Raw genomic sequence first — 22,846 nt, forward strand, 5'->3', positions numbered from 1 at the left:
AATGACTTTTACCATTCAATCCTTATTGGAAGATTATCAGTCTAGTAAACCGGAAATCCGGGCGGAGAAAATCACGTTTACTGGTGTCGTGGAGAAGGATGTTTATAACATCACTGCAACCTTTGAGGATGAAGGAGAGCTCGTGATTGCCGGGCGTGTCGAAGGGCGGGATACTGAGCATTCTGATGTTGTGTTTTTTGTAAAAGAGGACGGTGTTTGGAAGCCCCGTAAGGATACGAAAACTTTTGCGTTACAGGATCCCTTTTTTACAAGGATTGCTGGGGAGCTTGTATTCGGAGGCGTTGAGATTTTTCCACATCAGACAAACGAGGGCGCACTCTCCTGGCGGACGGTCTTTTACCGGGGTTCCACCATCAATGACCTCGAACGGTTTGCGACCGGACCAAACGGCATGAAAGACATTCGGCTGATCGAATTGGAGAATGAAAAAATCGGAGTCTTCACACGCCCCCAAGGTGAAAAGGGAGGCAGAGGAAAAATCGGATATACCGAGATTGCTCGATTAGAAGAATTGACACCTGAGGTCATCGATCAAGCGCCTTTGATCGACTCTCATTTTACAGATGAGGAGTGGGGAGGCGCGAATGAAATCCACCTTCTGAAAAACGGAAAGATCGGTGGCCTTGGCCATATCGCGAAGTTTGATGAAAAAGGGGACCGGCATTATTATCCGATGGTGTTTACGTATGACCGTGATACAAATGAAATCACTGAAATGGAGATCATTGCGACACGTGCTGATTTTCCCGATGGACCAGCGAAGCGCGATGACCTGCAGGATGTTTTATTCAGTGGCGGTTTAGTACGATTGGAGACTGGCCAGGCGGAGCTTTACGTCGGAGTTAGTGATGCGGAAGCTCATAAAGCGAGACTTCCAAATCCTTTTATCAAATACGAAAAAGAACCGATTCGAAAGGGGAAAGAACGATGAAGAACAACTCTTGGATGCGTTTACTCATAGTGATGTTGGCCGTTGCCATGATTGCTTCTGCCTGTCAAAAGCCTGGTGAGGAGGGCAGTGGAGATGGAAAAGTAGAATTCGAATTCTGGTCTGCACCGAACCCGACCCAGCAAGCGTTCTGGTCAGATATGGCGAAAGCATACATGAAAGAAAACGAAAATGTGAAAATCAAAGTGACGCCGATGCCAGAAAGCCCTTCTTCTGAAGCGGGGATCCAGTCAGCAATTGCAGCAGGGAATGCACCGGCTATTTCTGAGAACATCTCACGTGGATTTGCGGCACAACTATCGGCAAGCAGTGCCATCGTTCCGTTGGAAGAGTTCGAAGGATATGATGAACTGATCAAAAACCGTGAAATGACAGAAACGATGTCGACATGGAAGTTCGCGGACGATCACCAATACGTGCTGCCGATCTATTCAAATGCGATGTTGTTCGGATGGAGAATGGATATCTTGAATGAGCTCGGATTTGACGAGCCGCCGAAGACATACAGTGAAGTGCTTGAAGTGGGTGAGAAGCTAAAAGAAAAGCACCCGGATAAATTCTTATGGGCGCGAGCGGATCTTGTCAAACCGACCTGGTGGGCAAGATGGTTCGACTTCTTCATGATGTACAATGCAGCTTCAGAAGGAAACAACTTCGTCGAAGGTGACAAGTTCATAGCTGATGACAAAGCGGGTGTCGAGACGCTTGAATTCATGCAGAGTTTGAGTGAGGACAAGCTGTTGTTGACACGTGAAGCGACGGATCCATTCGAATCAGGACAAGCTGTGATGATGGATATCGGTCCATGGACGTTCCCGTATTGGGCGGACAAGTTCCCTGAAATGAAACAAGGGGAATCGTATGAGTTGTCGATGCCGCCAGTGCCGGATGGCGTCGATCCTGAGAATGCGAAAACATTCGCCGATACCAAAGGGCTTTCCATTTATGCTTCAGCTACAAAAGAACAACAGCAAGCAGCGTTCGATTTCGTCAAATGGGTCTATTCCGATGCGGAAAATGATTTGACATGGTTCGAGAAGACGAATCTTCCGCCAGCACGTGACGACTTGTCCACTAATGAGACATTTGCTGATTACTTTGAAGAAAACCCTCAGCTTGTAAAATATGCCGAAAACATCCCGAATGCTGTGCCGCCGATCGATAATGAGAATACCGTTGAAATACAGGAAGCGATCGGGAAGGATGCGGTGAACCCAGTCATCAAAGGACAAAAAGAACCGAAAAAAGCATGGGAAGATATGAAAAAGTCCATCGACGGGACGTTGAAGTAACATGAACAAAAGCAATGCGAGGTTGGGTTGGCTGTTTGCCAGCCCTTACCTCATCTATTCGGCTATTTTCTTTCTCTTTCCTTTGATTTGGGCAACCTATCTCGCTTTTACAAATTGGAATTTGATCGCACCTGACTATGAATTCGTCGGCATCCAGAACTTCATCGATGCCTTTTTCAGTGATAGTGTCCGGGCGGCCTTTTTCGTCACTTATAAATTCTTATTCATGTTCGTTCCGATTGTCGTGATCGGGTCGTTGTTCCTGGCGATGATCATCCATTCATTGCCACGGTTTAAAGGGTTGTATTCAGTCGCGTTCTTCCTGCCCTATCTGGCTTCAGGTGTTGCGTCAGCGATCGTTGTGAACGGAATTTTATCGTACAACAGTCCGTTCAACATCTGGCTGCGCGGCACGTTGGGGCTCGATATCGACTGGCTCGGCTCACCGATTCTGGCGCCGCTCATCATCGCGATGATGATGGCATGGAAGTTCGCCGGGTATTACGCACTATTGTTTGTTGCTGGTCTCGAGAGCATCCCGAAAGATGTGTATGAAGCTTCTGCCATCGATGGGGCGGTCGGCTTCAAGCGATTTTGGAGTGTGACGCTTCCGATGTTGTATCCATCTTTTTATACAGTGACGATCCTTGCTGTCGGCTTGATGTTCGGGATTTTCACCGAGCCTTATGTGCTGACAGGCGGAGGACCTGAGTATGCGACTCATACGTGGCAACTCGAAATCTATCAACAAGCCTTCGCGAAAATGAATGCAGGGTACGGGACATCGATTGCAGTCATCAATTCGGTCGTGACCTTCGCATCGATCTTTGTATTCCGTAAGATCCTGGAGAAATGGGGTGCGAGACATGGTTGGGAGTAATACGAAGCTGAAAATCACCTTGTTATATATCCTGGCGACGACCGTGTTGCTCATCATGGTCTTTCCGTACCTCTACATGGTGCTAGGGTCTCTTGCACCGTGGGATCAGGTCGATCGGAAAATCATCCCGACCGATCTCAGCTTGAGGTCTTATGAATGGTTGTTCTCTGGTGGGGATGGGAATTTAGCAAGACCGTGGCTGCGTGCGTTTTTCAACAGTGTGTTCGTGACACTGGCATCGACGATACTGATGCTCGCGACGGCTATCATGGTTGGATACGCCTTGGCGAAGTTGAAGTTCCGGGGACGTCACGTCATCAACAACGTCATCCTGTTCCAGATGTTCTATCCAGCGATCATCCTATTGATCCCGTTATTCTTGATCGTAAAATATTTCGGGATGTATGACACGTACTGGGCAATGATTTTACCGAAAGCCGTGAACCTGTGGGCGATCTTCATGTATACGAATTTCTTCCGCAGCTTACCGGATGAGATCATCGAGGCAGCGAAGATCGATGGGGCGAGCCAGTTGAAGATCATCTGGAAGGTCGTCCTGCCGATGTCGAAGTCTGTGACGACGATCATCTTTTTGTTCCTGTTCATGGAGCGTTGGGTCGAGTTGCTATGGGACATGCTCGTCGTGAACAGTGAGAAGATGCTGACATTGAACGTTTTACTCGCGCAGATGTTCGGACCATACGGCGGCTACCCAGGACCGATGTACGCCGCATCCGTCTTATTGACACTGCCGATCCTGATCCTATTCATCATCTTCAGCAAGAACTTCAAAGACGGCATGCAGTTTGTGTTGAAGTGATGGGGACGGTTCTCTTGCTTCCTCTTTCATCGAAAAGAAGCCAAACCGGGAGGTTAGGGACGGTGCTCACGCTTCCTTTGGTGCTCTTTCTTGTATCCGAATACAACGGTTTCATTGAGGAATTCCTTGGTCTTCATTAAAATGATTGAAACCAAACCTTTATTCAATCGTACATTGATTAATCGAAATCATAAGTTGAGGGGAATGCCAATATGCAAATCATGATCTCTTTGGTACTGTTTGCATGTTTTTTGCTCGGATTTAATTGGCTTATGGGATATAGAAAAGACAATATTACGATTGATTTTGATGAGAGGTATGTCGATTTCGATCAATATATTAATGCAATCCAGAATGAGCTTGTTAAACAAGGAAGAGAAGTCCATTATAATGGGAATCGAAAGTTTACTATTGATGGACGTTCGTATATTTTCATCGAACGAAATGTTTCAATGGGAGGCGTACCTCTTCAAAGAACGATCCTTAAACCGATGATGTGAGTTGGGGACGGTTCTCATGCTTCCTCATTCACAGGTAAATTAAGAAAACGAGCTCAACTTCGAGCTCGTTTTTTGCTTTGGATATTTGCTTGCTTCCTGACATGAACCGAATTCCACGGTCAGGAAGCCTGAGGCAATAGGATAATAAATTCTGTACCTTTGCCTTTTTCACTGTTCACTATGATTTTTCCTTTGAAGGAGCGGATGATTTGATAACTGACCATCATTCCGAGTCCTGTCCCTTTTTCTTTTAGGGAATAGTAGGGAGACCCGAGCCGTTCCAACTGTTGTTTGGTCATACCGATTCCTTCGTCCTTGATGATGATTTTTATATGGTCATCATCGGTTGAATGACAGGTTAGCCATACGACTCCGCCGTTCGGCATGGACTCTACTGCATTTTTTAAAATATTAATTAACGACTGGTTCAATTTATGAGGATCCGCATCGACCCAACAGTTTTCAAGAATGTCCGTTTTTAACTCAACATGAAGGTTCGGGCTGAAGCTTTGAATGAGTACCGCCACACGTTCTAATTGTTCACCTACATTGATTTTTCCATTATGCTGGGCGGTGGGTTTTCCAAGCGCTAAAAAATCATTGATGATTTCATTGGCTCGATCTAACTCTTCAATCGAAACGTTGATATATTCCTTCTTTTGTTGAGGAAGATCAGGATCGTTTAGAAGCTGCAGAAAGCCGCGGGTAACTTGCATCGGATTCCTGATTTCATGAGCGAATACACTGGTCAACTCACTGATCACCCGTAACTTCTCGGATTCTTGCACCTCTGAGCGCAAATGGCGAATTTCTCTGATTGTTTCAATCAATACGATGCAGAACCAGGTAATGGCCACTAGAAAGATCAGGTGAATCATCTGTACTTTCAGAAAATCGATCGAGAAGCCTCTTAAAAAAATGAAAAGGATATTGCCAATCAGAGAGTAGGAAAGGGATAATGCCACAGCAATATAAATCCTTTTATCTTTCTTCGAACGTTCAAACGATTTTTGAAAAAACAATAGGATAGGAAGTGATAATACCAATACGAGAACTGTATTATAAAAACCAAGGCTTACTCCGAAAGAAAGACGATAAAGGATGATCAGGATCGAAAGAAAAATTCCCGGCCATGCTCCGAGGTATAAGGTTGCCAGCAATAAAGGAATAAAACGGATATCCAATCGGGCACCTTCTCCGAAACTCACCGGAAAGGACATGCACAATATGATGGACAATCCCCACAAAAAGGTCATGATCATCTTTATCTTCCTATCATTCTTTACTCTTTCCAGCACAAATGTAAAGTAAATAAAAATAGGGATCACCAAAAGCGTCAGTTGCAACAAAAAATCCTTTAATATACCCATCTTCGCACCTTTCGCACTCAATTTTCCATCTAGTAGCAATTCGTGATTTGGGGAGGATTTTCCTGCTTTGGGTTCTGCATTGGGGACGGTTCTCACGCTTCCCCAGGAGTCTTTTTTCTTTTTTCCCAATATTACTGATGAAAAATGTAATAAAATGGTATATCATGGTTTATAGAACTCCAAATTTTCACCTCATATTCACCCCCCTTGAATTCTAATCTGATTTTCCCTAATTTTTCGTTAATTTTTCGTTTGAAATTGATTGAAAGTATTGAAGTGTGGAGGGTTGCCATGCCACGAAATGCAAGAATAAGAAGCCAAAGCGGGATTTACCACATCATTTTGCGCGGAGCGAATAAACAAGAGATTTTTCATGACAACGAAGATTGCATACAATTCCTGGATACGCTTGAGAAATACCAACGAACAAAAGAAATAAGCGTATATGCCTGGTGTTTGATGGATAACCATGTCCATCTGCTATTGAAAGAAGGGATTGAGGATATTTCGATCACCATGAAACGTATCGGTGTAAGCTTTGTCAGGTATTATAACTGGAAGTACCAAACTACAGGACACCTTTTCCAAGATCGGTTTAAAAGTGAGAATGTCGAGACGGACCGGTATTTCTTAACTGTGGTAAGATACATCCACCAGAATCCAGTTAAAGCTGGAATGGTCAAACATGTTGCGGACTGGAAGTGGAGCAGCTGTCCTGGGTATTATGGTAAGAAGGTCTATCCCCGTGGATTGCTGAAGAAGGATTTTGTCCTAAGCAAGATTTCTTCGGATCGTACTACCGCTATTGAAAGATTCAAAGAGTTTAATGAAAGAATGCAGGATGATCAGTGTCTTGAGGATCATGTCATAAGTAGATTGACGGATGAAGAGGCGAGAGTATTAGTGAGAGAGTTGCTTGGGTCAATCGAAATCGGACAAGTGAAGAGCTTGCCCAGGGTGCAAAGTAATGAAATCCTGCGAAAAGTGAAAAGGATCGAAGGGATATCACAGCGACAAGCAGCACGAATACTTGGTGTATCACCGAATTTGGTGTTTAAGGCTTGATTGGGGACGGTTCTCCTGCTTCCTTCTGTTTGTAGCACATGTCGAAAAAGAAAAGAGGACTATAGTCTGCCTCCAGACGATTAATGTCACAATACGGATGTAAAACGCTCGGCGTTTTACTCCTTTTTTGTTTCATGGGGGATGTTTTTGGATAGTGCTGTATTGTGGGTTGCAGCTAAGTCTAAAAACAACTTAATAGCTTTGATATGAAAGCTTCCATTCCCTCTTAAGCATTTCTATCTTACTAGAATAATAGCGAAGGCTAGTAGTATTCTCCCGTTAGGAAACGCTTATTTTTATTTTTTTACAATAGGATGATAGAACTTCGAATTTCGCGTAGGTATGATATTAGTAGGATGATATTGGAAGGTGGCGGAGCGTATGGACAGGAAGAGATGGATACCTTTATTACTTACCCTGGCAGTGCTATTAATCGGACTCGGTGTACAGCAGGTTACATATGCGGATTCAGACTCGAACATCGGTAAATTCGAGTACGATGACAACTCTTTACAGCCGACGAAATCAACTGGAATCCCTGAAGACGACAAAGACGATGACAAGAACTTTTTGCAAAAGGGCTGGAAATTTGTAAAGAGTAAGTTAAAGAAGGTAACTACTCCTGTCGTCGATGCTGTTAAGGAAACGGGTGAATACGTAGCAGACAAGTTCAAAGACAGCTACAAGTGGGCAAAAGACAAAGCACAAGATGGCATGCAGGCGATGAATGAATGGTGGATGGAGCAGAACGGTTGGACGAAGTCTGCCATCATTCTCGGGGGTGGAGTACTCGCATTGGCAGGTGCTGTTGCTTTCACACCGCTTGCAGCTGGAGCAGCTCTTGTAATGGGTGCAGGTGGCGGATTGAGCTATGGACTCTATGCAGCTACGACTGACAACATCAGTTTTTTCGGTGGCCTTGCGTGGATGGGGTTAGGAATGGCTTCAGGTGGTATTGGACTGCTGGCCCGTGGAACACGTTTCGCAGCCTGGGGCGCGAAAGGTGCTTCTGTAGCAGGAACTGGATTACGGATGCTTGGTGGTTTTCTTGGTAGAACAGGAATGATCAGCGGTGGTATATCTGCTGGTATCGCAGGCGGGATGCATCTCTACCGACATTTTGTCCATGGTGAACCACTTAATCCGATGGCAATGGCCAAAGACATGGCGGTTTGGGGTGCAGCAGGGACGATCGCTGGTCCACTAGCGCGTACTGCAACCACGATGGTCAGGTCAAGAATAGTTGGATATACAGTAGGTGGTGGTGTCGCAGGCGGTTCGGAATATACGCTAGGAAACCTATTTCAAGGGAAGGTGCCGAATCTCAAAACAGCCGCAACCGTCACGGTGATTGCTGCAACTCTGCCGTTTTTAGCGGTAGGAGCGACAAAAGCCATCCCAATGATCAAAGGGACACCAACTCAAGTTGCGCAAACCACAACTCAGGTCGCGGACACAGCAGTAAGCCAGGCAGGGAAAACGACAAGCAATAATGTAGTAGATACTGGTGTAGCACAAGGAACATCTAAGCCTGTCATTAGCGGAGACAACCATATTTTAATTAACCCTGTTAAAGACAAGGTAGTCGCACCGAATCTTAAGTTGGATAAAGCTGTAGCGGGAGATAATCTTTCAATAAATTTAAAAGATACTGGACCTAAAAATATCTCAAGTAGTACGAATGTTACCATTAAAGAAGTTAACTATGGTCAACATATTGTGAAACAAGGGAGAAAGAAAGTCTTACAACCTAATATAAAATATAAAACTCCAGAGGGTTACACTTATACCACTGATCATGCAGGCAGGATAAAAAGCGTCGAAGGGACTTTAACACTTGGGCAAGGAAAAAGAAACACTTATGCTCAACGCAAAGTAGGAGGAAATGATAGACTTTCTACTGATGACGGAGGACACTTAGTAGCAAGCATATTCAAGGGGTCCGGTGAAATAGATAATCTTGTTCCTATGGATGCTAATCTTAATAGAGGATCTTTTAAATCACTTGAAAATATATGGAGTAAAGCAGTAGAAGCTGGTGACACTGTAAAATTATCAATAAAACCGGTGTATACAAACAACTCATTACGACCGAGTAATTTCCAAGTTAAATATCAAATAAGTGACGATGATCCAATAAAAATAATGTTAAAGAATCAACCAGGAGGATAATTCAAATGCAAAGAATTAACTATTTATATCAAGAAATAGCGAATACTATTCTAAGCATGATTCCGGATGAATGGGATAAAATATATCTTTTTGCAGAAGTACATGAAGAATTTTCCCAGATATTCTTTTATTATTTTAATAGTAACGGAGACCTTATATATAGTTTGAATATTCCTGAAGTATATAATTTAGATGAAGGTTCTCAAGATGAGTTAGAGTTTAAATTGGGTACACACGTAAATGAATTGTGGAACGTGTATAAAGATTCAGAACTAGGTGACTGGTCGATTATGACATTTATTCTTAACAAAAATGGTGACTTTAAAACAGAGTTCGAATATGTGGATCCAGATGAATCTGACGCATATGAAAATGCGGTTATTTGGAAGTATAAATACTTAGGAATAGAGGCTAGTAGTAATAGAGGAAAAGAAATATTAAATAAGATACGTGACTCTAAATGATAACTAAAAGAATGAAGAGGTTTCGGGACGGTTCTCGTGCTTCTCCACCGTTTGAATCAGAAATCTAAAACCTTGATTGGCTATAGTAGCCCTTCAAGGTTTTAGAGTTTTTAGAATTCAATTTTTTAGTTTCTTTTCAATCAAGTTACCAATAATGGCAGTAAGTAAAATTGTGATTAGAAGTATAAATTGCTCGTTAGGATCAAAATAAAAGTAGGAAGTCAAAGAGTTATTTGCCCAACGTAATGCAATTACGATTATGTACCCAATAACAAACCCGGTCACTGTGCCGATTGTAAACCCATTTATATATAACGATGCATTGGTACGCCGTACAAAAAAATAACCGATGACCATTGAAAAAATTGGAATCACATTAATATAATATGGCAAATTCAATACTTCTAATATCTTAACTAACCATAATCCAATAACAGCACCAAATAATAATCCCCTTACATTCCAACTTTCAAATTTATAGTAGTAAACAAAAAGTAGGATTATGATAATTATAGGTGTTATATATAATAGAGATAAAAACAAAGACAGTCCCTCAAGCCCCCCACCTGGTGGTTTGATAATAAATTCTATGTACATAGAAGCTATTGTTCTAATTCCTAAAAAAGCAATTATTCCTGTTAATATAGCTGTTATAAGAGCAATAAAAAATTTCATTAAGTCCCTCCAAGATACTAGTTTTCATTGATAGCATTAAACTGCAAAGTTAGCTGATATTTAATACTTAACTATTAAATCCCCCTTAATTGAATAGTGATAGGATGCTGTATCACTTTCCTAATAGTTCTCTAGTTCTGTCTCTAAATCTTTAATAAGGACTTCAATGTTTACAACTACTGTATTTTCTTCATTAGGAAAAATTGAAGGTCTTATTCCATCTTCTTTCATCCCAATAAGCCATTCATTGATAAATTCATCTAAATCTATTAGCTTAGCTTTATATCCTGCCCATTCTTTTCTAATACAGCTTTCAGCAAATTCTTTTCTTGGAAAGAATGGTATAAGCATTTTACTTTCTTCATCTTGAGATGTTGCCCAGCCATCGTTATATAATCCCCAGACTTCCTCATAATCTACAACCTTTTTAATAAAATACTCGTATCTTATATTAGCAGGTTGTTTGCTAACTGCTTCAAATTCCATTTCATTCAAGTTTTTCAATCCTTATCTATATAAAATCATACTCATTTTATTAACCTGTCCACTTGTATAAACTTATTCAGCAAGTGCCCCCTTATTTGAATAACATTTTTTCAAGGTCTTTATTTTTATTTTAACATAAATTTACATATTATCTTCAATAAATCTGCTGATAAAAGGATGAATATAAACACACTAAATTCCTACAAGATAAAAAGTAATCTATAAAAATACCCTATGCCTTAACGGGTTTACTTCAAAGGTGTAAACAAGTAAATATCAATTTAAGACGCACTGGATTTTTCACGACTAAAATTCACAGTGCGCTTTTTATTGTTATATCAATACTTCCCTAAAGTTTTGTTGCTAAAATTATATATGAATTCATATACCATTTCGCAAGGGGTGAAATAAATATTGGAGAGTTGTGAATTTATGTGTGATTTGTGTTTCGAATTTGTTCGATACCGCTCTTTATTTGATGGGCTACCCAGTACCGGATACTGTTTTCGGAGTCACTTATCAGAAACTCGGAAAGCGGAATGGATTTCGAAAGGAAACTAGAAAAATATGTTAAAATATAGATATCAAACATTGATTAATGGTATTCAACAAACGAGCAAGATTCTGGAAGATGACTGCTCCAGAAGAACAAAAAGTCAGGAAGGACAGCTTTTTCAATTCAGATATAAGTTTGTTGCCTAAATATCTTGGATTATTCACGATTTGATTGCTCCAATGGTTAATCCTTATTTTGGTGAAGGCAGTGTATTAGATTACAGAATTGATATCGGTCTTATTTATTTTAGTGTCTATTTGGTTATATTTCTAAAACTGTTAAAAGAGGAGTTTAAAAAAGATGCTCGAAAAACACGGGCTTATCTCAAGCTTGAAATTAGGGGGCTAATCAGCAAATACAGAATTCTTAATCGAGGTGATCACTTGAACAAGAAAAATAAAATAATCGTCAGCAGCATGGTTGTTTTAATTATCATGGCAATACCAGGCTTCTATATGATAGAAAAAGAAGAGGAAAGACAGGAGTTGATCCAAAGTCTCACATCTCTTGAGAATTCTTTCGATAAACTAGAAAGCTATGTTAATAATGCGGAAAATGATGGTTTTACATTGGATGAAATTAAAAACATGTGGATATTCAAATCACTTTTTGATCGCCAAGCAACACAGGTGGTTGAAGATCTAGAAGAATATCGTCATGACGAATCTCTAAACAACAGGATTGAACACGCACAGGTAAGTTTTTGGCGTGAATTTCGTCAAGCTCTTGAAGAAGGAGAAATGGACAGAGATTTTTGGAATTCAGTAGCAGATTTTAAGAGAATAACGGAAGAACTTAAAGATAACTATGAATACAAAAAATGATAAAGTAATTCAAACTGTAATCTAATGGCTGGAATTAGGAATTAACGGTACAATATACAAAATTATCTCAAGTTTTCAATTATCGGAGGCTTTAATTATAAAGAAAAAGCTTAGAGGAGATTTTCCTCTAAGCCTTTTTGATGTGAATCATTAAACGAATACTATGTGATTTAGCTTGGAATTTGGTTTGCGTTTTTGCATTTTGCACCTCACAAGTGAACCCGTTATGCTTTTATACTTGGGGTATTTTTATGTATTATCTAGGTTACGGTAACAAAATAAGCTTTATTCTCGACTGTTTCCTTAAAGGCTAATGTAAACGGTTACGATTAGGAGGAGGTAAGATATATGAAAATATTAGCGGTTACGTCATGTCCGAATGGGATTGCGCATACGTATATGGCTTCTGAAAATCTTCAAAAAGCGGCGGAGAAGCTGGGGGTCGAAATGAAGGTTGAAACCCAGGGCGGCATTGGGGTTGAAAATGAACTTACGGAAAAAGACATCCGGGAAGCAGAAGGAATCATTATCGCTGCGGATAAAACGGTGGCGAAAGATCGTTTTGCTGGTAAAAAGTTGCTGATTGTCGGAGTCCAGGAGGGGATCCGTAATCCTGAACAGCTGATTAAAAAGATGATGAGCGGTGAGGTTCCGATTTATCAAGCTCAGGAAAGCGGCGATTCACTGCCGACCACTTCGAAAAAGGAAAATCCGGTATATCGTCATTTGATGAGTGGTGTCTCCTTCATGGTCCCATTTATTGTCGTTGGTGGGTTGCTGATAGCGATCGCGCTCACGATTGGTGGAGAGAAAACGCCTGAAGGCCTCGTCATTCCGGAAGGTTCGATGTGGAAAAACATCGAAGCGATTGGTGGAGCGGCATTCACGTTCATGGTACCGATTCTAGCTGGATTCATCGCTTACAGTATTGCCGATAAACCAGGATTGGCTCCTGGTGTCGTCGGTGGTTATATTGCAGCGGATGGAAGTTTTTACGGAAGCGAAGCCGGAGCTGGTTTTATAGGTGGTATCATTGCTGGTTTCTTAGCGGGTTATGTGGCGTTGTGGATCAAGAAAGTGAAGGTTCCGAAAGCGATTCAACCGATCATGCCGATTATCATCATTCCAGTCATTGCTTCCTTTATCGTCGGTATGGCGTTTATTTACCTGATCGGTGCACCGGTTGCAGCCGTTTTTGAGGGGCTGACCTCATGGCTAGAAGGGATGCAAGGGACAAGCTCGATCTTATTGGCGTTGATCCTTGGCGCGATGATTGCCTTTGATATGGGTGGCCCGGTCAATAAGGTGGCGTTCCTTTTCGGCGCTGCAATGATTGGTGAAGGAAACTATGGCATCATGGGACCGATTGCGGTGGCCATCTGTGTTCCGCCGATCGGCATGGGACTCGCGACTTTCCTCAATAAAAAGAAATATCAAGATACAGAGCGTGAAGCCGGAAAAGCATCCTTCACGATGGGCTTTTTCGGAATTACAGAAGGTGCGATTCCGTTCGCAGCACAGGACCCATTGCGTGTCATCCCTAGTATCATGGTCGGTTCGATGACAGGGTCAGTGATCGCAATGCTCGGGAATGTCGGTGACAGGGTTGCACACGGCGGACCAATCGTTGCGGTGCTCGGTGCAGTCGATAATGTACTCATGTTCTTCGTTGCTGTCATTGTTGGGGTGATTGTGACCGCGTTGATGGTGAACTTGTTGAAAAAAGATGTTCAGGGAGATGTCGAGCAAGAAGGAACACAAACTGAAGGGAGTATTGAGGAACCGTCTGAAAAAAATGAGATCAACAAGCTGACAGATATTACGAATTTGGATCTGATTGATATCAATTTGGCAGGGGCGAGTCGGGATCAAGTCATTGATGAGATGATTGGAAAATTGGATCGAGCAGGCATGCTGTGGTCGAAGGAAGGTTTTAAAGAAGCGATCCTGGCTCGTGAAAAGGAAGGGACGACGGGAATCGGAGATAACATTGCGATCCCGCATGGCAAATCAGATGCCGTGAAACAACCGAGCGTCGTTTTCGGGATCAAAAAGGAGGGAGTGGACTGGAATAGCCTCGACGATACCGAGGCGAAGCTCATTTTCATGATCGCTGTCCCGAAACAAAGTGAAGGGGACGCACATCTGAAAATCCTGCAGATCCTCTCCCGGAAGCTGATGGACGAAAGCTTCAGAGAAAGACTGCTGCAGGTGAACACGAAACAAGAAGCATATCAACTGCTGGAGGAGATTGAATAACAAAAAGGAGGATCTTAGTTTAAGAAGGTCCTCTGCTCTGTTTAAGGTATCAAAGATTCCGTGGACCAATTAGCACATGATGGAATCATCAAAGACTCTCCTCCAAATGGCGTTTAGATAAATGGTATATGATATAGAAAGTGCCAGAAATCGGCACTTTTTTCTTTTCAAAGGGACTTCTCTTTTCCCGCCGGATTCGATGACTATTTTCCTGAATTACATTTAGCGCTAATTTCTCATTAAATTACAAAATTTTATTAAATAGAACAATAACCATTAAAAACATAGGGAGGGGAAAATGTATAGAGAGGCAGAATTAATAAAAGAGATAAGAGGTTTGATCAAGGAGTTTAAGAAAGAACTTCCCGAAAACATAAGAAAATAACTTTTTGATCAAATCATTTTTTTAACTGGGATCCTTTATTAAGAAAAATGAAAGAACCAATAGGAAATACCTATAAATCGTAATGACAAAATAATGCATCTTAGAACAAAAAAATGAAGAAAAATAGGTAATTATCCTCCATCTTACCATGATAAAATGCATGAAAGCGTAATCAATTGGTGGGAAAGGAGGTTTATTTAGTTAATCTTTCAATCAATTCAAATATTGGGAGGAGAAAATGGCTATCAAAAAAAGTTTCATTTGGTTGATTGTTTTCTGTATGATGTTATCGCTTTCCGTATCCATGGTTTGGGCAAACCCTCCGGAAAAAACAGGGAATACCCATAAGGTAATGAAAACATCCATAAGTTCACCTGATGGAAAGGTCAACGTTGATTTTCGTCTGACGGATAAGGGCGAGCCACAATATGAAGTTTCTTATGGTAAGCAAAATTTGATTGAGCCATCCTCATTAGGTTTCCACTTCAAAGATCAAGCCTCAATGAAAAACAACTTCGAAATTATAAATACTTCAGTGAAAAACATCAATGAGAATTGGAAGCCTGTTTGGGGAGAAAAGAAACAAATTAAAAACCACTATAAACAATTGACTGTTCATCTCCAGGAAAAAGACGAACCTAACAGGAAAATGAATATTGAATTTAGAGTATTTGATGATGGTGTCGGTTTCCGTTATGTACTGCCTGAACAGGAAAACCTTGATCAAAACCTTCAGATCACTTCTGAGGATACAGAATTCCGCTTTTCCAACAATAATACTTCTTGGTGGATTCCTAATGACTGGGACAGCTATGAGTATAACTATACTCAAACTCCTTTAAGTGAAGTAGACGAGGTAAGTACACCATTTACGATGAAAACACCGGATGGGCTACATCTTACAATCCATGAAGCAGCTTTGATCGATTATTCAGGTATGGCTTTGAAGGCAGTTGATGGAAAAGAAAACACTTTGAAAAGTTACTTAGCTCCATGGCCTAATAGTGATGTGAAAGTAAAGAAAGAAAATTTACCTGTTGTAACACCATGGAGGACGATACAAATCGGTGAGGATGCCGGCGATCTTGTTGAATCGGATATGATCTTAAACCTTAATGAACCATCTGAGATAGAGGATACATCCTGGATCGAGCCTATGAAATATGTTGGTGTCTGGTGGGAGATGATCAGTGGCAAGTCAACTTGGTCATCAGGAGAAAAACATGGGGCAACGACGGATAACGCCAAAAGGTATATCGATTTTGCCCATGATTATTTAGACACTGAAAATCAAAATATCGGTCTATTAGTCGAGGGATGGAACATAGGCTGGGATGGTAATTGGATTGAAAATGGCGATAAATTCAGTTTTACTGAACCGTACCCTGACTATGATTTAGAGGAAGTTGTCCAATATGCAAAAGATCACAATGTATCTTATATCATGCATAATGAAACATCAGGGGATATTCTGAATTATGAGGAACAAATGGATGGTGCATATGGTTTATATCAACAGCTAGGAATCCACGCCATCAAGAGCGGGTACGTTGCTGATCATGGTATGCATAATCCAGAGGGCCAGAAACACCACGGACAATATATGGTGAATCACTACAATAATGCAGTAAAGAAAGCTGCCGAATACCAAATCATGATAGACACGCATGAACCAATTAAATCCACAGGACTTGAACGTACCTATCCGAACTGGATGAGTCGTGAAGGTGTGATGGGAATGGAATATGCTGCTTTCGGAGATGAAAACAATCCGCCGGAACATGATACGATTGTGCCGTTTACTAGAATGATGGCCGGCCCGATTGATTTTACGCCAGGTATATTTGATGTGGAGATTTCTCATGCGGATACACGGGTACACTCCACACGTGCCAAACAACTAGCACTCTATGTAACGATTTCAACTGGGACTCAAATGGTTGCAGATTTACCAGAAAACTATAAGGATGACAATGGAAATATTTTGCCGGAATTCAAGTTCATTAAAGATGTCCCGGTAACATGGGATGATATTATGGTGCCGAATGCTAAAATTGGTGATTATGCTACGATAGTCCGCCGCAGTGGTCAAGAGTGGTATATCGGAAGCATAACGGATGAAAATGCAAGAGACCTGGATGTACCTCTTGACTTCTTGGAAAACGGAAAAAAATATGTTGCAGAAATTTACTCGGATGGACCGGAAGCAGATTTAGAGACGAATCCTACATCCGTTTCGATTGATAGAGTCCTTGTTGATTCGAAAGATACACTCGTGGCTTCAATGGCAGCAGGGGGTGGACATGCTGTAAGACTCTATCCAGCTGACAAAGAGGAAGCGAAAGAGATTCCTGATTATGAGGCCCCTGCGATAACGATGGAATATACACATGTCCCGGAGACAATCCAATCGAATGATGATTTCAAGGTGAAAGTGGATGTCACCAATGAAGGGAATCTTACAGTAGGTAAACAACTCGCTCTGAAAGTTGACGGTAAAACTGTTGCTGAAAAATCGATCCGTGTGGGACCAGGAGATACGAAGGAAGCAACCTTGAGTTTTGATCAATTGTTTGAAATTGGAGATCATGAAGTCGGCATTGAGGGTCTCGATAATAAGACCATAACCGTGACCGAAAAAGAACCGACCTATGACTATAGCGGGCTTGAAGTCTCAGCAGCTGATCAAACAATCACAGCGAAAGCTACCGTGACGAACTATGGCAGCTATGAAGGAACAGCTGATGTTCCCCTTATTGTAAATGGCGAGGTAGTAGACAGACAGCAAGTAGAGGTCCCTGCAGCACCTGGTGGCGGTACCAAGGAAGTAACCTTCACGTATGAAGTACCGCAAGAGGCAGGGATCTATCAAACAGCGATCGGTGACTCTGAACCCAAATCTGTTGCATTGCCGGTCATTGAAATGGCCGGAACCTGGTTATTCCAAAAAGGAGACGACCTAAGCTGGAAAGATCCAGCCTTTGACGATAGCCAGTGGCAAGAAGTCACGCTTCCATCGAGTTGGGAAGACCACTCTAATTATCACGAAGATTATGTCTTCGGCTGGTACCGAAAGTCCATCGATATCCCAGCCGAATGGGAAGGTCATTCATTGAAAGTGAAACTAGGCAGAATCGATGATGTCGATGCCACCTATTTCAATGGACAAAAGATCGCCCAATCCGGTGAATTTCCGACCGGTGAAGGGGAAGAAGGCATGATCTCTGCGTGGGATTGGGATCGTGAATATGAAATTCCAGCAGAAGAAATCAATTTCGGGGAGAAAAATGTCATTAGTATTCGAGTATTCGATGCCCGAGGTGGCGGTGGCGTATATAGTGGACCGCTTGGCCCGATTGAGGTAATTGAATAATTGGGGAATAATTGGGGACGGTTCTCATGCTTCCTTTTCGAACGGTTCCCCGCACCCAATCAATGTCGAAAAAGAAAAGCGGACTATAGTCTGTCTCCCACCGATTCTTGTCGCAAGTAGGATGTTGAACGATTAGGTTTAACATCTTACTTGCGGCTTTTTTGTCATCGATATGTAAATGATTAGCTCTTTTTAAATAAACAGGAAATAGGTTGTGTTTAACTTGCAAGTATCCAGAAAACCATACAAAATTCGACATCATTTTATAGGGAAACTGGGTAATTAGTTGTATAAAAGTGCATGAGTAGCGAGAAAAATGTAGAATTTTCGATTTTACTGAATGTTTTTAAAGTAGGATAATGGAATATAAACAAATCTTGGACAACACGAATCCACTTTATAAATTAATTTTATTAACTAAGTCATGGGGGTGTGCACGCATATTTGCTTTTCTTCATTACAAACCATGGGAGGTAAACAGTATTGAAGGCAATGAAAGGTTTATTTGTGCTTGTTTTTCTTATGGCTCTTGGCATGATGGGCAGCCATTCCTCTACCGCAAATGCGCAGGATGACGGCCCTTCAGAGTGGAATGGGACTCCCGGAACGATTGAAGTGAATCGGGAACCTGCAAGTGTCAAGACAATCCCTTTCAATAATGAAAGGGCAGCAGTTAAAGGGGATCTAGAAAGTTCTAGATACTATAAGTCTTTGAATGGGGATTGGAAATTCAATTGGTCTGAGAATCCGAATGAACGGCCGAAGGATTTTTACAAAGAAAACTTCAACGATACGGACTGGGCTACCATCCCTGTACCGAGCAATTGGCAGGTACAAGGATACGGGGAAATCATTTATTTGAACCAGCGCCATCCGTGGCAGGGACATGGACGGATCGCGCCGCCTGAGGTACCCGTCGAGCATAATGAAGTGGGATCTTACCGGTATGAGTTCACTGTACCTGGCAACTGGAAGAAGCGGGAGACATTCATTTCGTTCCAGGGCGTGAAGTCCGCATTTTACGTATGGGTGAACGGGGAGAAAGTCGGCTACAGTGAGGACAGCTTCACCCCTGCAGAATTCAACATCACGGATCACCTGAAGCCTGGGAAAAACACCCTTGCCGTTGAAGTGTACCGATGGTCTGACGGTGCATGGCTGGAAAACCAGGACATGATCGATCTAAGCGGGATCTTCCGTGATGTTTACCTCTATTCTACGCCGGACGTCCATCTCAATGATTTTAAAATCGAAACGGATCTGGATGAATCGTATGAAGATGCAACTTTGAAGATCAACGGGGATGTCATCGACTATGCAAAGAAAAGTAGATTGGCAGAGTATAAGATCGAGGCAATGCTTTACGACAAGGATGAACGGGCTGTATTCGATCAACCGTTTGAGATCGATGTTAAAAATGAAAACGCTGTCAGCAAGGAGATTCCTGTAGAAAATCCTCTGAAATGGTCAGCAGAAAAACCGAACCTGTATACATTGGTCTTCAACCTGAAGGATCCTTCCGGAAAAACGATCGAGACCCTCAGTAATAAAGTCGGTTTCAGGGAGATTGAACTCGAAGACGGACAGGTGAAGATCAACGGCGAGGCGATCGTCATCAAAGGGGTGAACCGCCACGAGGTTCATCCTGACACAGGATATGCGTTGACGGAAGAACAATTGATTGAAGATATCAAGCTCATGAAAAAATACAATATCAATGCAGTCCGTACGGGACATTATCCATTCCAACAGAAATTCTATGAGTTGGCGGATGAATATGGGCTTTACATTTTAGACGAAGCAAATAACGAATCCCATGACATGCGGCCGTTCCCAGGGAACAACCCGGACTGGAGCAAAGCGGTCTTCGATCGGATCAAAACGATGGTGGAACGGGACAAGAACCACCCATCCGTCATTTTCTGGTCGATGGGAAATGAAGTAGGTTCAGGGCAAGTATTCAAGGATGCTTCAGAATGGATCAAAGACTATGATCCGACACGCCTGCTCCATTTCCAGCAGGATAATAGTCTTGCAGATTTTACGAGTTACATGTATCCGAGTCTTTCCACGCTCGAAAATCACGGGAAATCCGGCAGTCTGAGCCCGTTGATCATGTGTGAGTATGTCCATGCGATGGGGAACAGCGTCGGGAACATCAAGGAATACTGGGAGCTGATCGACAAGTATCCGAATCTGCAAGGCGGGTTCATCTGGGACTTTGTCGACCAATCGGTGAGGCTGCCGGTTGATGGTGGTGTCGATGGACTGCCGATCCCTGAAAATTATAAAGGAGAAACCTTCTTTTCTTATGGAGGGGACTGGGGAGACTATGCGAATGATGGCATTTTCCTGATGAACGGACTGTTGAATCCGGACCGGACTCCTCAGCCAGAACTCTATGATGTCAAAGCAGTCTATCAAAATATCAAAGTGAAAGAGACCGATCTTGAAAACAACAAGATTGAACTATGGAATGAAAATCTCTTCACGAATCTGAAGGAATTCAATGGCAAATGGACGTTGAAAGCTGGTGGCGAAGTGCTTCAGGAAGGAAAGCTGGATATCGATCTTCCAGGCAGTGAGACAAAGGAAATCACGCTCCCGATCGAAAAGCCGGAGCTGGAACCTGGATCAGAATACTGGATTGACCTCAGTTTTACATTACCAGAGGACACTTCTTGGGCTGAAAAAGGACATGAGGTCGCGCATCATCAATTCAAAATGCCATATGATGCGCCGGAAGCACCCGGATTCGTTACGGACGATATGCCGACGATCGACGTAGATGATCAGGAGGCGTCGGTAAAGGTGACAGGTGAATCCTTTGAAATCACGTTCGACAAGCAACAGGGGACACTCACCTCTTTTGAACATGGAGGTGAAGAATTGTTCAAGCAAGGGCCGATGCCGAACTTCTGGCGTCCACGGAATGACAATGACTTTATGAACGGTATGTTGAGCAGGAACGGACCCTGGCAATATGCGGGACGGGACATGGCCGTTAACGATATTTCAGTACGGGAGATCAGTGACAAGGTCGTCCATATCCAGGTGGATGCTTCCCTCCCTGCAACTGGCGATTCCCAGTACAGGCTCGGCTACTTCATTTACGGAAGCGGGGAAGTGGTCGTCCGGAGCACCGTCAAACCGGACAATTCATTATCCGAGATCCCTGCAGTCGGTATGGAGCTGATGATTCCTGGTCAATTTGAAAACTTGACCTGGTATGGCCGCGGCATGCATGACACCTACTGGGACCGTAAAGAAGGTGCACCTGTGGATGTCTATAACAGTACGGTGGACGAGCAGTTCTTCCAATATCCGCGTCCTCAGGAATCCGGTAATAAAACCGATGTCCGCTGGCTGACCTTGACGAATGATGACGGGACTGGATTGATGGTCGGAGGGTTGCCTCAGTTCGAATTTTCTGCTCTCCATTATGCGGAGGACGACATCGAACAGGCTGCACACCCGTTCGACCTCAAAAAGCTTGAGGACATCGTACTGACCGTCAACCATAGACAAATGGGTGTATGGAACAGCTGGGGCGGCACTGCATTGCCTCAATATATGCTTTACGCCGATCAGACGTATTCATACAACTACACATTGAAGCCGTTCGAGGCTGGCCAGTCTGCGATGGAATTGAGCAAACGGCAGATCGACCTGGAATTGCTGAAGGACATCAAGGTCAATGGGGAATCTCTTGAAAAGTTCCACTCAGATATCACCAACTATAAAAAGACGTTCTCAGCAGCAGTAGAGCAGTCTGTTCCTGAAGTGGAAGTCGTACCAGCACGGGAGGACCTCGTCATCGAGATCGAAGAAGCTGAACAGCTGCCTGGCGAAACGAAAATCCATGTATCGACTGCTGATGGATTTTTGACTGAAACCTATACGATCGAGTTCGAACCAGTCTCCTATCTCCATCTGAGTGATATCAACTGGGAGTCTGCGACGACCGGATGGGGCACGGTCAATAAAGACCAATCTGTCGCTGGCCCTAAGATCACGCTGATGGGCGAAGATGGACCTGCCATCTATGATAAAGGACTCGGAATCCATGCGAATTCAGAAATCGTCTATGACCTTTCGCAATGGGATTTCGATTTGTTTGAAACCTATGTCGGCGTCGAGCAGCACGCTGACCGGGATGGACGCTTCTTCCAATTCGAAGTGTGGCTCGATGGCGAGAAAGTGTATGAGACTGAAAGGATGAAACGGAGCACACCGGCAAAATTCATCAGCCTGGATATCCGCGGAAAAGAAGAGCTGAAGCTGGTCATGAAGGAAGCTGGGGACGGCATCGGGCATGGTCATGGTGCCTGGGCAGATGCGAAATTGACGGTTGAAGGACAGGAGACAGAAGCAACGTTGGAAAGAGCCAGCCTGGAATTATCGCCTGTCGAAATCAAACCAGGGGAATTGACGGAGATGATCGTCACCGGAAAAATGAGTGACGGAAACTCTCTGGACCTTGCTGATGCGACCGTGGAATACTTCAGCAGCCAGCCTGAACTGGTGAGTTTCGATACCCAGTATGAAAACAAACTTTTATATTTGGAAACGGATGTAGGCGATGTTGAATCGATTGATGTGTGGGCAGAAGTGACGGTAGATGGTAAGACGGTGAAAACCGATACAGCCCAGCTCAACATCATCAATTGAGCCTGAAATGTGAGGGGCTGTGCCATAAGTCAGCCCCGACCTTAACTAAGGAGAATTGATTTTTAAGACGGAATCTTTCTGGGA

Annotated in this window: 15 protein-coding genes; 12 read left to right on the forward strand and 3 right to left on the reverse strand. The window is 42.9% G+C overall.

Features of this window, described 5'->3' with window-relative positions:
* The first annotated feature begins 1 nt into the window (after position 1).
* The 5 genes from N8M93_RS10000 to N8M93_RS10020 all read left to right on the forward strand — a co-directional run bounded on the left by N8M93_RS10000 (position 2) and on the right by N8M93_RS10020 (position 4,462).
* On the forward strand, positions 2-952 hold the full coding sequence (locus N8M93_RS10000) for a DUF1861 family protein (protein WP_261131490.1): 951 nt from the start codon (positions 2-4) through the stop codon (positions 950-952).
* On the forward strand, positions 949-2,262 hold the full coding sequence (locus tag N8M93_RS10005) for an ABC transporter substrate-binding protein (RefSeq protein ID WP_261131491.1): 1,314 nt from the start codon (positions 949-951) through the stop codon (positions 2,260-2,262). Before N8M93_RS10000 ends, N8M93_RS10005 begins: the two co-directional genes overlap by 4 nt.
* A 1-nt stretch (position 2,263) precedes the next feature.
* Entirely contained in the window at positions 2,264-3,142 is an 879-nt protein-coding gene (locus N8M93_RS10010) for a carbohydrate ABC transporter permease (RefSeq protein ID WP_261131492.1), read from the forward strand.
* Positions 3,129-3,962: a carbohydrate ABC transporter permease gene (locus N8M93_RS10015; RefSeq protein ID WP_261131494.1), complete on the forward strand. Its 834-nt coding sequence runs from the start codon at positions 3,129-3,131 to the stop codon at positions 3,960-3,962. Before N8M93_RS10010 ends, N8M93_RS10015 begins: the two co-directional genes overlap by 14 nt.
* Before the next feature lie 212 nt (positions 3,963-4,174).
* A complete protein-coding gene (locus tag N8M93_RS10020) occupies positions 4,175-4,462 on the forward strand; it encodes a hypothetical protein (RefSeq protein ID WP_261131496.1) in 288 nt (95 codons plus the stop codon).
* Between the two features lie 119 nt (positions 4,463-4,581).
* On the opposite strand, the gene N8M93_RS10025 is transcribed toward N8M93_RS10020, so the two are convergent.
* Positions 4,582-5,832: an ATP-binding protein gene (locus N8M93_RS10025; protein WP_261131498.1), complete on the reverse strand. Its 1,251-nt coding sequence runs from the start codon at positions 5,830-5,832 to the stop codon at positions 4,582-4,584.
* Between the two features lie 291 nt (positions 5,833-6,123).
* Between N8M93_RS10025 and N8M93_RS10030 the strand changes: the two genes are divergently transcribed.
* From N8M93_RS10030 to N8M93_RS10040, 3 genes are all read left to right on the forward strand, one after another.
* Positions 6,124-6,897, forward strand: coding sequence for an REP-associated tyrosine transposase (locus tag N8M93_RS10030; RefSeq protein ID WP_261131500.1), 774 nt, complete (start codon positions 6,124-6,126; stop codon positions 6,895-6,897).
* Positions 6,898-7,278: 381 nt separating this feature from the next.
* Entirely contained in the window at positions 7,279-9,069 is a 1,791-nt protein-coding gene (locus N8M93_RS10035) for a DNA/RNA non-specific endonuclease (RefSeq protein ID WP_261131501.1), read from the forward strand.
* 5 nt (positions 9,070-9,074) lie between these two features.
* A complete protein-coding gene (locus N8M93_RS10040) occupies positions 9,075-9,533 on the forward strand; it encodes an antitoxin YezG family protein (protein ID WP_261131503.1) in 459 nt (152 codons plus the stop codon).
* A gap of 117 nt (positions 9,534-9,650) precedes the next feature.
* Here N8M93_RS10040 and N8M93_RS10045 read toward each other — a convergent pair whose 3' ends face one another.
* Both N8M93_RS10045 and N8M93_RS10050 read right to left on the reverse strand, forming a co-directional pair.
* On the reverse strand, positions 9,651-10,208 hold the full coding sequence (locus N8M93_RS10045) for a hypothetical protein (protein WP_261131505.1): 558 nt from the start codon (positions 10,206-10,208) through the stop codon (positions 9,651-9,653).
* Positions 10,209-10,328: 120 nt separating this feature from the next.
* Complete coding sequence (locus tag N8M93_RS10050; protein ID WP_261131969.1) at positions 10,329-10,694, reverse strand: DUF2750 domain-containing protein; 366 nt, start codon at positions 10,692-10,694, stop codon at positions 10,329-10,331.
* A 723-nt stretch (positions 10,695-11,417) separates the two neighbouring features.
* Between N8M93_RS10050 and N8M93_RS10055 the strand changes: the two genes are divergently transcribed.
* The 4 genes from N8M93_RS10055 to N8M93_RS10070 all read left to right on the forward strand — a co-directional run bounded on the left by N8M93_RS10055 (position 11,418) and on the right by N8M93_RS10070 (position 22,762).
* Positions 11,418-12,074: a hypothetical protein gene (locus tag N8M93_RS10055; protein ID WP_261131507.1), complete on the forward strand. Its 657-nt coding sequence runs from the start codon at positions 11,418-11,420 to the stop codon at positions 12,072-12,074.
* Positions 12,075-12,422: 348 nt separating this feature from the next.
* The gene (locus tag N8M93_RS10060; protein WP_261131511.1) at positions 12,423-14,333 is read left to right on the forward strand and encodes a PTS fructose transporter subunit IIABC; all 1,911 of its coding nucleotides are present in this window, start codon (positions 12,423-12,425) and stop codon (positions 14,331-14,333) included.
* Positions 14,334-14,956: 623 nt separating this feature from the next.
* Positions 14,957-18,091, forward strand: coding sequence for a glycoside hydrolase family 97 catalytic domain-containing protein (locus tag N8M93_RS10065; protein ID WP_261131513.1), 3,135 nt, complete (start codon positions 14,957-14,959; stop codon positions 18,089-18,091).
* Positions 18,092-18,583: 492 nt separating this feature from the next.
* Positions 18,584-22,762 (forward strand): glycoside hydrolase family 2 TIM barrel-domain containing protein, encoded by a 4,179-nt coding sequence (locus N8M93_RS10070; protein WP_261131971.1) that lies wholly within the window; start codon positions 18,584-18,586, stop codon positions 22,760-22,762.
* Positions 22,763-22,846 lie beyond the last annotated feature (84 nt).

It is taken from the genome of Bacillus sp. Marseille-Q3570 (assembly GCF_946151055.1).
Taxonomy (GTDB): domain Bacteria; phylum Bacillota; class Bacilli; order Bacillales; family Fictibacillaceae; genus Pseudalkalibacillus.

Coding starts and splice junctions, on each gene's coding strand:
- N8M93_RS10000 (WP_261131490.1), top strand. CDS start 2: ATGACTTTTACCATTCAATCCTTATTGGAAGATTATCAGTCTAGTAAA.
- N8M93_RS10005 (WP_261131491.1), top strand. CDS start 949: ATGAAGAACAACTCTTGGATGCGTTTACTCATAGTGATGTTGGCCGTT.
- N8M93_RS10010 (WP_261131492.1), top strand. CDS start 2,264: ATGAACAAAAGCAATGCGAGGTTGGGTTGGCTGTTTGCCAGCCCTTAC.
- N8M93_RS10015 (WP_261131494.1), top strand. CDS start 3,129: ATGGTTGGGAGTAATACGAAGCTGAAAATCACCTTGTTATATATCCTG.
- N8M93_RS10020 (WP_261131496.1), top strand. CDS start 4,175: ATGCAAATCATGATCTCTTTGGTACTGTTTGCATGTTTTTTGCTCGGA.
- N8M93_RS10025 (WP_261131498.1), bottom strand. CDS start 5,832: ATGGGTATATTAAAGGATTTTTTGTTGCAACTGACGCTTTTGGTGATC.
- N8M93_RS10030 (WP_261131500.1), top strand. CDS start 6,124: ATGCCACGAAATGCAAGAATAAGAAGCCAAAGCGGGATTTACCACATC.
- N8M93_RS10035 (WP_261131501.1), top strand. CDS start 7,279: ATGGACAGGAAGAGATGGATACCTTTATTACTTACCCTGGCAGTGCTA.
- N8M93_RS10040 (WP_261131503.1), top strand. CDS start 9,075: ATGCAAAGAATTAACTATTTATATCAAGAAATAGCGAATACTATTCTA.
- N8M93_RS10045 (WP_261131505.1), bottom strand. CDS start 10,208: ATGAAATTTTTTATTGCTCTTATAACAGCTATATTAACAGGAATAATT.
- N8M93_RS10050 (WP_261131969.1), bottom strand. CDS start 10,694: ATGGAATTTGAAGCAGTTAGCAAACAACCTGCTAATATAAGATACGAG.
- N8M93_RS10060 (WP_261131511.1), top strand. CDS start 12,423: ATGAAAATATTAGCGGTTACGTCATGTCCGAATGGGATTGCGCATACG.
- N8M93_RS10065 (WP_261131513.1), top strand. CDS start 14,957: ATGGCTATCAAAAAAAGTTTCATTTGGTTGATTGTTTTCTGTATGATG.
- N8M93_RS10070 (WP_261131971.1), top strand. CDS start 18,584: ATGAAAGGTTTATTTGTGCTTGTTTTTCTTATGGCTCTTGGCATGATG.